The organism is Psychrobacter sp. L7, assembly GCF_002810365.1.
GTDB classification, from domain to species: domain Bacteria; phylum Pseudomonadota; class Gammaproteobacteria; order Pseudomonadales; family Moraxellaceae; genus Psychrobacter; species Psychrobacter celer.
This window is the reverse complement of the sequence record NZ_NEXR01000020.1, coordinates 1-12,587: the sequence shown is the minus strand read 5'-3', so window position 1 is coordinate 12,587 and position 12,587 is coordinate 1. Positions and strand designations below refer to the sequence as shown.

General features: G+C 43.5%; 17 protein-coding genes. 7 read left to right on the top strand and 10 right to left on the bottom strand.

Annotation, left to right across the window (positions count from 1 at the left end):
- Window positions 1-334, top strand: a 334-nt coding sequence (locus CAP50_RS12590) for a tetratricopeptide repeat protein (RefSeq protein WP_172953140.1), incomplete at its 5' end; no start/stop codon positions are given.
- A 312-nt stretch (window positions 335-646) separates the two neighbouring features.
- Complete coding sequence (locus tag CAP50_RS12585; RefSeq protein ID WP_100750151.1) at window positions 647-1,522, top strand: replication initiation protein; 876 nt, start codon at window positions 647-649, stop codon at window positions 1,520-1,522.
- Window positions 1,523-1,611: 89 nt separating this feature from the next.
- Here the strand turns inward: CAP50_RS12585 and CAP50_RS12580 are convergent, their stop codons facing one another.
- Together CAP50_RS12580 and CAP50_RS12575 are read right to left on the bottom strand one after the other, a co-directional pair.
- Window positions 1,612-2,199, bottom strand: a complete 588-nt coding sequence (locus CAP50_RS12580) for a hypothetical protein (RefSeq protein WP_100750150.1) — start codon at window positions 2,197-2,199, stop codon at window positions 1,612-1,614.
- A 343-nt stretch (window positions 2,200-2,542) separates the two neighbouring features.
- Window positions 2,543-2,893, bottom strand: a complete 351-nt coding sequence (locus CAP50_RS12575; RefSeq protein ID WP_241900775.1) for a hypothetical protein — start codon at window positions 2,891-2,893, stop codon at window positions 2,543-2,545.
- A 289-nt stretch (window positions 2,894-3,182) separates the two neighbouring features.
- On the opposite strand from CAP50_RS12575, the gene CAP50_RS12570 reads away from it, so the two are divergent.
- Window positions 3,183-3,503, top strand: coding sequence for a plasmid mobilization protein (locus tag CAP50_RS12570; RefSeq protein ID WP_100750148.1), 321 nt, complete (start codon window positions 3,183-3,185; stop codon window positions 3,501-3,503).
- Window positions 3,500-4,570, top strand: coding sequence for a relaxase/mobilization nuclease domain-containing protein (locus CAP50_RS12565; protein WP_100750147.1), 1,071 nt, complete (start codon window positions 3,500-3,502; stop codon window positions 4,568-4,570). Before CAP50_RS12570 ends, CAP50_RS12565 begins: the two co-directional genes overlap by 4 nt.
- 24 nt (window positions 4,571-4,594) lie before the next feature.
- On the opposite strand, the gene CAP50_RS12560 is transcribed toward CAP50_RS12565, so the two are convergent.
- The gene (locus CAP50_RS12560; protein ID WP_193833367.1) at window positions 4,595-5,122 is read right to left on the bottom strand and encodes a plasmid replication DNA-binding protein; all 528 of its coding nucleotides are present in this window, start codon (window positions 5,120-5,122) and stop codon (window positions 4,595-4,597) included.
- Between the two features lie 277 nt (window positions 5,123-5,399).
- On the opposite strand from CAP50_RS12560, the gene CAP50_RS12555 reads away from it, so the two are divergent.
- Window positions 5,400-6,344 carry a DNA-binding protein gene (locus CAP50_RS12555; protein WP_172953139.1) on the top strand — a complete coding sequence of 315 codons (945 nt, stop codon included), beginning with the start codon at window positions 5,400-5,402 and terminating at the stop codon, window positions 6,342-6,344.
- Window positions 6,345-6,430: 86 nt separating this feature from the next.
- On the opposite strand, the gene CAP50_RS12550 is transcribed toward CAP50_RS12555, so the two are convergent.
- Together CAP50_RS12550 and CAP50_RS12545 are read right to left on the bottom strand one after the other, a co-directional pair.
- Entirely contained in the window at window positions 6,431-6,628 is a 198-nt protein-coding gene (locus CAP50_RS12550) for a hypothetical protein (RefSeq protein ID WP_100750145.1), read from the bottom strand.
- 202 nt (window positions 6,629-6,830) lie between these two features.
- Entirely contained in the window at window positions 6,831-7,277 is a 447-nt protein-coding gene (locus CAP50_RS12545; RefSeq protein ID WP_100750144.1) for a MerR family transcriptional regulator, read from the bottom strand.
- 67 nt (window positions 7,278-7,344) lie between these two features.
- Here CAP50_RS12545 and CAP50_RS12540 point away from each other — a divergent pair, with 67 nt between their 5' ends.
- Window positions 7,345-7,611, top strand: a complete 267-nt coding sequence (locus CAP50_RS12540; protein WP_241900774.1) for a DNA cytosine methyltransferase — start codon at window positions 7,345-7,347, stop codon at window positions 7,609-7,611.
- 41 nt (window positions 7,612-7,652) lie between these two features.
- Here the strand turns inward: CAP50_RS12540 and CAP50_RS12530 are convergent, their stop codons facing one another.
- Together CAP50_RS12530 and aph(3'')-Ib are read right to left on the bottom strand one after the other, a co-directional pair.
- Window positions 7,653-8,489 carry an aminoglycoside O-phosphotransferase APH(6)-Id gene (locus CAP50_RS12530; RefSeq protein WP_000480968.1) on the bottom strand — a complete coding sequence of 279 codons (837 nt, stop codon included), beginning with the start codon at window positions 8,487-8,489 and terminating at the stop codon, window positions 7,653-7,655.
- Window positions 8,489-9,292, bottom strand: a complete 804-nt coding sequence (gene aph(3'')-Ib / locus CAP50_RS12525) for an aminoglycoside O-phosphotransferase APH(3'')-Ib (RefSeq protein WP_001082319.1) — start codon at window positions 9,290-9,292, stop codon at window positions 8,489-8,491. Before aph(3'')-Ib ends, CAP50_RS12530 begins: the two co-directional genes overlap by 1 nt.
- Window positions 9,293-9,407: 115 nt before the next feature.
- Here aph(3'')-Ib and CAP50_RS12520 point away from each other — a divergent pair, with 115 nt between their 5' ends.
- Complete coding sequence (locus CAP50_RS12520) at window positions 9,408-10,109, top strand: IS1-like element ISPa14 family transposase (RefSeq protein WP_015586042.1); 702 nt, start codon at window positions 9,408-9,410, stop codon at window positions 10,107-10,109.
- Here the strand turns inward: CAP50_RS12520 and CAP50_RS12515 are convergent.
- From CAP50_RS12515 to CAP50_RS12505, 3 genes are read right to left on the bottom strand one after another with little or no spacing between them, the layout of a single operon-like run.
- Window positions 10,102-11,106, bottom strand: coding sequence for an aminomethyltransferase family protein (locus CAP50_RS12515; RefSeq protein ID WP_100750142.1), 1,005 nt, complete (start codon window positions 11,104-11,106; stop codon window positions 10,102-10,104). The two genes, CAP50_RS12520 and CAP50_RS12515, sit on opposite strands and share 8 nt — an antisense overlap.
- Before the next feature lie 15 nt (window positions 11,107-11,121).
- Window positions 11,122-11,682, bottom strand: a complete 561-nt coding sequence (locus tag CAP50_RS12510; RefSeq protein WP_100750141.1) for a TetR/AcrR family transcriptional regulator — start codon at window positions 11,680-11,682, stop codon at window positions 11,122-11,124.
- The gene (locus CAP50_RS12505; RefSeq protein ID WP_087040376.1) at window positions 11,682-12,026 is read right to left on the bottom strand and encodes a DMT family transporter; all 345 of its coding nucleotides are present in this window, start codon (window positions 12,024-12,026) and stop codon (window positions 11,682-11,684) included. Before CAP50_RS12505 ends, CAP50_RS12510 begins: the two co-directional genes overlap by 1 nt.
- Window positions 12,027-12,587: the final 561 nt, after the last annotated feature.

Genomic DNA, 12,587 nt, shown 5'->3' with positions numbered 1-12,587 from the left:
CCTAGGCGAAGGTGTGCCTCAGGATTATTCCAAGGCTAGGCAGTGGTTGGAAAAATCTGCTAATCAAGGCTATGCTTCTGCACAGTTCAGTCTTGGCGTAATGTATGGCGAAGGCAAGGGCGTACGTCAGGATTATACTAAGGCACGCGAGTGGTACCAAAAGGCTGCTGATCAGGGTGATGCATATGCTCAAAACAATATTGGAGCAATGTACTACCTAGGCCATGGCGAACGTCAGGATTATGCTAAAGCAGCTGAATGGTTTGAAAAAGCTTGTGACAACGGCAATAAAAAGAGTTGTTATTTCTCGTTCAAATCAAAGATCGGGTACTGATTAAAGGGCAGTTTTTGGGACTAATTAGCTACTTAGTACTATGTTCTAAATAATACTATTCGTGTGCATATAAGCATATAAGCATGTGTGTATATAAGTACGACTAAGCCTTTGTTATCGTGGCTTTGCGAGGAAATTACTATTTGACGCGAAGGTAATGGAAGCGTAAACTCAAGTGCTAGAAACGATTAACCCCCAGTGATTGCAGTCACTAGGGGTTAGATGAATTTTAATCTGTGTCAGCAGATATAAAACCCACCATATTCGAACGGTCATTTTATATCAGCAGGCGCACCAACACAAGTGTGCGTGATGTTAATACTACCGGAAATATACGAAACACTCCCCCATAAGCCCTATTGCACCGATGATTTAGGTAATCTTGTCATTCGTCCTAGGCAAACTGCCGTTAAAATGCGGTATATCCAGCATAACCCCCCTTGCATGACCCACTTCATTTGCTTAGACATTGATCATGAGCATGGCGCAATGCGTTGGGCGGAAGAATACCTACCACCGCCACGCTGGACAAGCCAAAACCCCTCAAATGGACACGCTCACATCGTCTATGAGCTAAAAACGCCTGTTTGTACCAGTGAGCATGGCAGCCGTAAAGCCTTAGACTATCTCGCTAAGATACAAGCAGGACTTGTCAGAGAGACAAGAGCAGACGTCGGCTATACCAACTTCATCACTAAAAACCCCATGCACGAGCATTGGCGTACCGAAGTATGGACGAAAGAAGCTTACGAGCTAAATTATCTAGCAGAATTTGTTGATCTCAGACCGTTAACGAATACAGAGAAAGAATACGGACTTGGTAGGAACTGCACCCTGTTCGATACCGTTCGCCATTGGGCTTATTCTGCGATTAGAGAGCATCGAGGGAAGACTTGGGAGCAATGGTATAACTCAGTGCTTAAACACGCTCAGAACGTAAATATGATGTTTTCAGAGCCATTACCGTACTCAGAAATCAAAGCCACAGCTAAAAGCATCGCAAAATACTGCTGGAAGCATGATGCCTACCATTACAATGAGTTTATCTATCGCCAAGCGCTGAAAGGTAGCAAAGGTGGTAAAGTCTCTAAGCGCAAGCCTGTAGCTACGTCAGAACAATCAACGAAGCCTTGGGAAGCCTTAGGTGTAAGTAGAGCAACATATTATAGAAATAAATCAAAAAAATAGTGAGACTGGATAAGCCTAAATCAGATAACAGCCGTTTGTGAGCGCCTCTTTATTATCTGCTTAGGCTATTGCCCTGCCGCCTTGTCGCCTTATTCGAAACTAAGTACCTTTATAGACTTTGTTTCCATACCCTGTATCTTTTTATTCCAGTGTTTCGTAATCTCGCATGCTTTCATCTCAGCAAAGCTGAAGTTACCTTCTTGCCCACATTCTCCGCCCGAGCCAATCTCTTGGATGTCGAAGAAACCCTGCTCATTTGAAACGACTCTTGGGTATATTTCGTCGCTAACTTTGAAGCTGCTTGAACTGTATATTCTTTTAGCTCTGTTGTTAGCTAGCCCTTGGTATACGTTGAAATCAGGGAAATTTCCCCATATAGACGCTCCGTACTCGCACACTAGTCTCTCTGTGTTGACAATGTAATCATCTATTCCATCGCCTGTTAAGTCAGCCTTAGTGATGTATCCAGGCTTAGCACTTAGCGGTGATTCATACACTATCGTTCCGTATTGTGCAGCCTTACATAATTCTTTTGATTCTTTAAACTCTGTTTGCAGTTCAAGAGGGTATTTAGTCAGTTGCTCAATTGGTGTAAGCTTATCATCTGCATGAGAATAGGTACTTAAAAGAAGTATTCCAATTGCAATAGCAGAAGGTAGAGTTTGGCTAGCTTTCATATTTTAACCTTAGATTGTATTTCTATAATTTGATTCTAAAACTATATAATCGACAAGAATTGCCGGTGCTTATGTTACTAAATACTATCGCATTAGTTATGAAAGGTATACCTCGTATTATGCAGTAGATAATTTATCCCTGTGACAATTAAAAAATGTTTATAAAAGTGTTATGTTTAATTTATCATTTAGCCAGCATATACCGTTAGATATATTGAGAAACGTGCTGAGAGGCTATATTGTCTTTCGAAGCTTTATATTAGGTACATTTTCCTTGTTATGTAGACATATTCTGTGGTTCTATTTTAGGTTGAAAAGAGTGCCCAGCTACTTGATGAAGGCATTACTTAGATTTTTGGCCAGCTGTCATGACACCTATGTTGAATGCGGAATACTTTAGTAGAGCGTGTTGATTATCTTTTAGCCACTGAGTAATCTCTTGATTAGAGAGAGAATAAACATATCCTTTGGGTTTGGCATACTTCAACAGTTTTTGCTTGCTAATAGTTTTGCCTAGAAACTGAGCTATCTTCTGTGCTCTATAAGAGTTTAATTGTCCTTTTAGCTTATCGGCTTCTTTGATATCCCAACTATCAAAGCCATCATAATCACCACCTGTACCTTCTTCTAGTTCATCTAATAGATATATCATAGCAGTGGTTATCTCCGAGCGAAGGGTGTTCACTTTTTTCATGTTTTCAGATCTTTTGTTCATACTAGCCACTTTTTTTATTTAGGTATAGACAGTTATAATATCATAGGTACAGACATTTCTGTCAGATAGGTATAGACAGTTGAGTAAAAATAGGTACACACAGTAGTAATTATTTAGGTATGGACAATTATGCTATTATATTAAGCCAGCAGTCCTAAGAGGGGGCTATTTTCGCTTCGCTACAATATCCTCTCTTAGGTGCTGACAAAGGGGCTATCGCCCCCTTGACCCCCCAACCACCCCTATACCTAGAACAGGAGCCAGTCTTATGCCACCAATTAGCGGTAAAAAAAGAACTAAAGAGATTGCGATTCGAGTCACAGAGGATGAGTTGGCCAAGCTGAAAAGACGGCAGCAGGGAACGACGATGGCAGGATGGATGCGAGGTTTAGGGTTAGGGGTAACCCCAATGAAGCCCGCTGACCCTGAGTTGGTTCGCGCACTTGGCCGCATTGGCTCTAATCTTAATCAAGTCACCAAACACGTCAATATCAATAAACAGGTAGATGAGAATGTGCTTGAACAGATCACCGCTATTAGATCTTTGATTAATGCGCTGCTTGATGAGCATTTGCGAGGTGAATCATGATCGTTAAGTTTTTTAGGCGTGGAAAAGGCTCAGGAGCAGGTCCAATTAATTACTTGCTGGTTGCTAAGGGTGGTAAGCCTAGAGAGGGTGCAAAGGTGCTCTATGGCGATCCTAAGCTCACTGAGCAGCTAATCAATGCCACACCATTCAAGCAAAAGTATAAAGCAGGGGTGTTGTCTTTCACGGAAGATGCCAAAGAGTTCACGGATGAGCAGAAAAAAGACATCATGCAGCGCTTTGAAGAGACACTGTTTGTAGGGCTTGAGCCCGATCAGTACGATATATTGTGGGTTGAACATACTGATAAGGGTGGACGGCTGGAGCTGAACTTTGTGATCCCTTGTCAAGAGCTTCGAAGCGGTAAGCGGCTGCAGCCATTTTATGCGGGGGCCGACTTGGTACGGGTGAATGCTTTTAAGAATATCATCAATCAAGAGTATGGATGGACTGATCCCAATGAGCCAGAGCGTAAGCGACTAATCAACCCTTATGTGAATAATGCGCCCCGTCCAACCCCATATGATAGGCCGCCTAAGTCTAAAGAGAAGGAGCAGGAAAAAGAAGATAATGAGATCATCGCTAATCCTGAGAGCACTTTTGCCTTAAAAGCAGCGATTGATCGAAGAATGCGGCATAGGCTAGCAGAGGGTAGTCTTAATGGCCGCAGTAGTGTGCTTTATGCCCTAGAAAGTATGGGGTTAACGATTAAGAGAGCAACGAATAGCAGCATCAGCGTGGCGCATCCTGCTATGACACGAAATGTTAGGCTCAAAGGCACTATCTATGAGAAGGATTTTAAGGCTTTGTCGCAGCAAGCGCACCTTATTGAGGGTCATCAAGGAGATTATGAGAGAACGAGTGAGTCTCGCGGTCATCGAGACTTAAAAACGTGGACTACAGGTATGGAGATCAAGAAAGAGTATCACGAGAAGTTATATGGTGATATCAAAGCGCCTGAGCCTTTAGCGCTTGTTAATAACCATGTGACATCTAAGGAGCCGCAAGATAACGCACCTAAAGTAGAGGTGCCGACTCCGCAGCGCTCATACAGTGGACCAAGGCCATAGTCGTTTGACGGTGTTGTTAAACAATTAAGGCCTCCACCATTTCTTTTTCTTGGTAGGTGTGGGCGCAGCTGCGGCTTCTTTTTCAGATAGCGGCTCAGGCTCTAATGATACTTGTTGCTGGTGATCGCTATGTTCAGGGTCAGTGCCTTTAAATTCTAGCAGCCGGATCTGCGTTAAGTCATGAATACTGGCATTGGCTTTTTCTAGTGTTTTGTTGAGCTGACTTATTTGCTCTTGGTAATTCGCTATCAGCTGTTTTTGATCACGGACTTGCTGCTCTAAGTGTTCATTCTTCATCTTTTCAAGTGCTAACTGGTGTTCAAGTGCTGTGCTGTTCTGTACGTTTTGACTGTTCACGGACGTACTATTGCTAGTGTTCACTGATTGTTCAGTACGTTTTTTAGTGACAGGCTCACCAAACACTCGGATCATCTCTGAGGTATCAATTTTCTTGTCAGCGGTTCTGGAAAGCTCACCATCATTGATCTTCTGATAGATAGTGGTTCTTGACACCCCCCACTGTTTCGCTGCTTTTGTCACCGATATGTTCATTGTTCACCTAGTGTTCAAGTACGTTTTTAAGACCTGTACAGTGTAACTGTTCAGAACGTTCAGTGAGTAACTATCGCACCAACCTCACCATTTGGCAAATACTAATGCTCTATCCGTGTCTGCGGCCAACTATCAGTAAACTCTCATTGGGAAGACACCTCAAATCACTTGAGGTTTTTTTGTTTTCTGTATTGTAGTATGTTGTATATTGTATTATACTACATACAAATTATACAAACATTACATATCTACGCATACAAAATTAAGGACAATGACTATGGCACTCACTATTCAACAGGTTCATAACACTGCTGATCAACTGCAAGGGCAAGGCATCAAGCCTACTTTAGCTGAAGTGCGTAAGGCGCTTGGGGGTGGTTCATTTACGACCATTAGTGAAGCCATGAAGTCTTGGCGTCAGGATAACCAACAAGAAGAGCAGCTAAGACAGGTTGAGCTACCAAGTGGCATTGCTGAACGCTTACAAACGCTTGGTGCGGATATGTGGCAGACAGCCGTTGATATCGCTAATGATCGATTGGTTAAAGATCGTGAGGCCTTAGAGAGCATTAAGGCTAAGGCGCAAGCTGAGACAGACGAGGCGCAAGAGGCGGTTAAGACCTTAGAAGGTGAGCAGGCTGATTTGTTGGTGCAACTAGACGAGGTAACGGCCACTGCAGAGACAAAAGCTAAAGCGGCTGAACAGGCGACAGCTGAACGTGATAGGTTTAAGCAGATCTTGGCCGATACTCAGCACCAGTTGGAGCTTGAACGAGCTAAAACAGATGCAGCTCAAGCTCAACTTGCAGATCTGCGTAGTAGCTTTGATCAGCAAGCAAAAGAGCTTAACCTCAATATATCGAGAGTGGCCACGCTTGAGGCTAACGCTGCTAGTGATAAAGCCGAGGTTGCCCGTTTGAGTGCAGAACTTGAAGCGGCTAAGACAGAGTTAAAAGCAGTCACTACTGAGCGCAATGAGATTGCAACCGCTACTGCAGAGGTTAAAGGAGAGCTTAAGGCGATTACTGCTGAGCGTGATAAGCTATCAGGACTGAATGATCAGCTGATGCAACAGCAAGCGACACTAAACACAGATCACCAGCTGCTACTTAAGCAGTATGAGACGGTATCGACCAGCTATAGCGCTGAGCAAGAAAAGACTGGCGAATTGACGATAGAGCTTGAGAAGATGCAAGCAGCGTTGGATAAAGACTTGGATTAAAAGTAGACGTTGAGTTACAGATAGCCTCGCTATTTCAGGTAGAATTTTTAAAGTAAGTAAATATTGTCCCTCAGTCAAAACAGGTATTAATCTATAAACTCAAAACCAACTCGAACAGCTAAAAAACCACTATCTATTCCCAACTCAGGTTGTCTTGAAATTAAAGACCTTTCAATAGATTCCCTTTCACCACTAACAAACCTAACATTCGCAGGACGTCCATTTACTACAATGTTTTCACCGACTTTAGGTTCTTTTCCTAATGTAAAATATTTATATTCCATAATAAAATCCTTTATTGAAACTATAATCTATTGTAAGTATACCCTAGCGAACCAGTCAAGTGCTTTCACTGGTTCGGTACCCTAGTGAGGACTTGAACGCTAAACTGTGGGTTAATGGTATTAACGTTTTAACTTGCTGAGATAAGCACAGTGTACTTCATGGTGTACTTACCACACATATTCTATTAGTGATTGGTGCGATTCAGGTTAAGGAGAGATGCGCCGCTATTCGTTTTCCCCATTCAGAGTTAGAAATGAAGCCAATATTTTCTGACTTTATTTCTTCTAAAATAGTATAACAAGCACTAAGCTGGTTAATAGTATTAATGATCTCAGTTTTTTGACGTTTCGCTTCAGTAAGTTTTTCGGAAATAGTAATTAAATCTTTATCAATATTGAGAGTGCCATTGAAATGATCATTAAGGTATCTTTTAAATTCATTAAGAGTAAAACCGATGGCTTGTGCGTCTTTAATCATTTTAATACGCTCAATACATTCAGGATGAAATTCGGTGTATAGGCGTGATCCTGCTTGGCGTTTTCGAGATTTCAGTAGCCCCATCTCATCGTAATGACGAATAGTATCTTTGGTTGTGTTAGCTTGTGTTGCTAAAGCTCCTATTAATAAGAATGATGTATCAGATTCCATACTATAACCTTAAAAATATAATTTTTATCTAGTTTTAAATAACTATACCGCAACCTATAAAATACTATTGGCTTCTGAATATGGTGTACCCCAAAACAGACGTAGGGCTTGTTCTGTTGGTCTAAAAAATAGTAAAACCTTTAGTTTTCCAGAGCCTACCACACAAAGCTTCATTACCTGTGAACAGGCGATTGGTGATTTGCCTAATGAAACTATTGGAGATGTTGAGGGCTATTCCATTGAAGCCCAAATTAACTATCAGCGACTAAGGGGTCGTTTGCGGGAGAGGGCGAAATCCTACGCTAAGGCTTTGGCCAACGATATTCTCCGGTAAGATTGATGTGTTCCCAGGGGATAGGAGAAGTCGCTTGATATCTAGTATGACGTCTGTCGCACCTGCTTGATCGCGGCCGCGATAGCTAGATCGCGTTGCTCCTCTTCTCCATCCGCGTTCCAAGCTGCGGAAAGGCACCCATAAGCGTACGCCTGGTCGAGCAGGCGACGCGGATCGACGTCCAGCGCACGAGAGAATGCGTCCGCCATCTGTGCAATGCGTCTAGGATCGAGACAAAGGTCGTCTCTGTCAGCCGGATCGTAGAACATATTGGCGGCGCCAAAGCCCACTTCACCGACCAGACCGACGGGATCTATCACCAGCCAGCCGCGACTGGAGAACATGATGTTTTCATGATGCAGATCGCCATGTAGCCCACGCAGTTCCGAGGCATTGCTCATCATTTGATCGGCTATAATCGCCGCGTGGACGTAGTCAGTTTGACAACCTGCGTTTTGATCATCGCGCGCCCGCTGAAACAAAGCTGCAAAGCGATCCCGGATCGGGAGAAGGGCAGAAGGCAGGGGTTCCTCAGATGCGGCATACAGCTTCGCCATTAGTTCCGCTGCAATTTCGGTCGCCTGGTAGTCGCCGTGCTCGGCAACGATGTGAGAGAGCATTCGCTCCCCGGCATATTCGAGCAACATCAGATTGTTCTCACGACCGAGCAACCGGACTGCTCCCCTCCCATTGCGCCATACCAGATAGTCGGCCCCGCGCAGTTCATCAGCAATGTCTTCTATAGGTTTCAATCCCTTGACGATTGCAGGAGTCCCGTCTGGCAATGAAACTTTCCAAACGAGGCTGGAAAAGGTGTCCGCAATGAGAACAGGTTGCGAAACGTGCCAATGAGCAGGAAAAACAGGCGGCATGAACATCAACCCCAAGTCAGAGGGTCCAATCGCAGATAGAAGGCAAGGCGTTCGCGGTCGGGGGCTTCGATCCCCAATACATTGAATAGGACAGCGAAGGCGCGCTCTGCTTCATCTGGCGCTGCCCAGTTCTCTTCGGCGTTAGCAATCATGAGTGCCAAATCGGCATAGCGATCTGCTGTTCCGAGCCGCCCAAGGTCGATCAGACCCGTGCATTGAAGAGTTTTAGGGTCCACCATGAAGTTCGGCATGCAGGGATCACCATGGCAAACAACCATATCGGTGCGCTCTTGGTCGAGCCGCACCGGTAGCTCTCGTTCGACACGAGCCAAAAGATCGAGCTGCGGCGTACTCTTGTCCTCGTCCGGTAAGAAGTCGGGATTGACGGCATTGCGGGACACCACATCAACGGCGCGTCCGAACATTCGCGACAGCCTGCGCTCAAACGGACATTGATCAACCGATAGGCTGTGAACAGCGCCAAGTTGCTGCCCCATTGACGGCCACGCTTTGAGCAAATCCGCTCCAGACAGATCAGCCGCCGGTACTCCCGGAATTGCCGTTATCACCAAGCATGCACCCTCCTGTTCCTCCTGCCAGTTGATCACCTCGGGGCAAGCCACACCTCGACCTTTGAGCCAAATGAGGCGGTCACGCTCTCCAGCGAGCTCACCGCGGCGGGAAGCAGGTGCGATTTTCGCGAAGGCATGCCCGTCACCACGTCGAAAAACAAAATCACCAGATTCTCCGCCTCTGACAGGCAACCAGTCAGAATGCGATTCACCAAAAAAAATATTAGTTCGATTCAATGGAGGTTCCTTCAGTTTTCTGATGAAGCGCGGAGGTGGCTCAACCTGCGAAAAGAGGTGGTGTTTCAAAAAGTATGCTGAAACAAAGCAGGTTGAATTTTGATAAAATAGAGAAATGCGAATAACTCTAGAAATCAAATGTCCAACCTGCCTCAGTGACAGTATAAAGAAAAATGGCATCAAAGTAGATGGGAAACAAAACTATCAGTGCAAAGACTGTAAACGTCAGTTTATTGGTGACCATGCTCTGAGCTATCTAGGATGTCATTCAGGCATTACTCGAAAAATATTACAGTTGATGGTCAGAGGTAGTGGTATACGAGATATCGCTGAAGTTGAGCGAATCAGTATCGGTAAAGTTTTACGTACTTTAACCGAATCGACCTACCAAATTCAGCCTAAACAAAGTCATTATGAGTCTCTTGAAGTTGATGAGTTTTGGACTTTTGTGGGAAATAAAAATAATAAACAATGGCTTATTTACGCCTACCATCGAGAAACAGGTGAGATTGTTGCTTATGTTTGGGGTAAAAGAGACTTAGCTACAGTTCAACGATTGAAGGCAAAGCTTAAACAATTAGGTATTCACTACACCCGAATTGCAAGTGATCATTGGGACAGTTTCATAACTGCTTTTAAAAACTGCAAGCAAAGTATTGGTAAATTTTTTACTGTAGGTATTGAAGGTAATAATTGCAAAATAAGGCATCGAATTAGGCGCGGTTTTAGAAGGAGTTGTAATTTTTCAAAAAAGATTGAAAACCATTTTAAAGCTTTCGACTTAACCTTTTTTTACATCAATAATGGCTTCATTTAATGTCAGCATACTTTTTGAAACACCACCCAATTTTTTTTGCTTGCTGCTGCATGGCAACTTCAAGGGCGGCTCTGCCAACGAAGTCATGATCAAAGGTGATCATATGCCCCCAACCTAAATCGATAGGGTTAAAATAACGACGGGTGATATCGACACCTGCACTGCCTGGCAGTTTGGCAAGCAAAGCATCGTATTTGCCATTTAGATAGTCCATAAAGTCTTCATCTTGGGTCCAAGCAGGTAAAAAGTGGATAAAGGCTTGGGCAAAACCATTTTCCGTATGATTCATACCATAAGCACGCATCCCTAGACGAACTAAGTTAAACGGTTGTCCTGCTGCCATTAAGGCTTGGTAAACCAACGGAGCATCTTTGATATCCCCATGCACCTCATATGCCAGTGTGCCTGCTACGCCCAACCGAAAAATCCGCACAGCAATACCTGTTGGTGGTAGTTCATCCCCGTAGATATGCACTGTGCGATGCCAAATAAATTTAATATCGCTGAGGGATTCTTGGGTGGCTGCCTCGAGAATTTTCAAAGATAAGGAACCACCCAGTTGGAACAGAAAGGTTTTGCCTGTCAAATCTTCAATATTGACATCATAGTTGCCACGACTGGCAATGTATTCTAGGTAAGGTGATAAAAAATATGATACGAACGCATTATCCTCTGTGCGAAGCAGCATACCATCCGCCATCACATTACCCTTATAGTTACACATCACGGCATGCTTTGATGCACCAACGCTAAATCGGCTAAAATCGTTGATACAATGATCGCGAAACAATGTTAATGCATCGGGTCCTGTGATGCGTGCAGGCATTGGTGGGTTTAGCCCAGCGTGCAAGTAACAGCTCTCTTTCCATGAAAGGACTTCTGTTTTCCAGTCCATAAATTGATAGGGATAAAGATGCCCAAACGCCACATTGTAATCGGCAACGTCTTTAAAAAAAGGAATATAAGGGCTATAGGGAATAGTATTCTCTTGCTTCATGAGTGACTCCCGTCATTAAGTAGCATGCGTCATCTCAAGTAATTGCTGTTTAAGGGCATGTAAATCTTTTTTGGCAGTGAGCTTGCCGCCGTGTAATAAATGGGTGAACCAAATGCCATCGGCTGCCATTCTGACTACTTCAAGCTGTAGGCTGTTATCGGTCTTTTGATGCTTCACCATACGCCCTGCCATCCACACATCCCAACGCTCAACTAGCTCAGGTCTGGCACACAGCGAAAATGTCAAAGCTGAAGACAATCTATCATCAATACAGGCAAAAAAAGTGGCATGGATATAGGCTCTAGTAAAACGACCGTAATCGCCTGTATCTTTATCTAATAAGTCGTCAAGCAACTTGTCAAGCATCGCTAATTCACGGTCAAATACAGCTCCAATTAGAGTCTTTTTATTGGGAAAATGATGAAATAAAGCCCCTTTAGTGACCCCTGCCTCAGTTGCCACCTTATCAATACTTACCCCTGCAAAGCCGCACGTGGTCATTAAACTTGCGGTACTTTGTAATAAGCGATGCCGCACCATCTCAGGATTTTTTTTTGGTCTATTCAGATTAGTCATTAGCCATGTCCACTCATTTTAGAAAAGCCATTAATCACCACTACTCCAATCACAATCAGTGCAATACCTACAATGGCCGCCATATCTGGTTTTTGCTTAAAGACCAAGACGCCAATAACCGTTGTTAAGATAATCCCGAGACCACCCCAAGTTGCATAAGCAATGCCAATGGGTAAGGTGCGTAATGCCTGTGCCAGCATAAAAAATGATCCTGCAAAAAATACCCCACAGATAAGAGTCGGCACAAGGCGAGTGAAATGCTCAGATTTGCCTAAAAACGTGGTAGCGATGACTTCAAGTACGATGGCAAAAAACAGAGCAGCATAGGATAAAAGCGAGTTCATAAAATTAACCAGTAGGAAAAAATCCTATTATACATACCAACTAGTTGGTATACATAATAAAATTTGTGACTTTTTTATGTTAAATTTCTTTAATGGGGTCAGCATAGAATCTGGAAAGATTAGCCCGCTAAGTAATTTCTTTGAGTTGATGAGCCAAAAGCAAAGCTCTCAAGCCATCTTGTTTTCTTTAAGTATATTACTAGTTTTTTCCCTGTACAGAACCTGAAGGGACTTGAAGTAGTGACACTACCTGCATTGATATTTACATGTGCAATAATTGGTGTAATGATATATGTCATTATGGCAGGCTATGCTCGACAATGATTAAAAAGCCCAAAATCTCGTTAGAATTTCAACTGAGCTGGCACATCGTTTATGGGACTTGCAGGAACTTGGCTAGTGGTCAAAAGTTAAGAAGTTTTACAGTTGCTATATACGGTTTACCTTCAGCTAAATTGATATCAGGTCTGTGAATAGAGTATACCCTAAGGGAACCACCTATTTCACCCTTCAAACCTATTAACAGACCACTTAAAACAGACTGGTATAATGGAACCACTT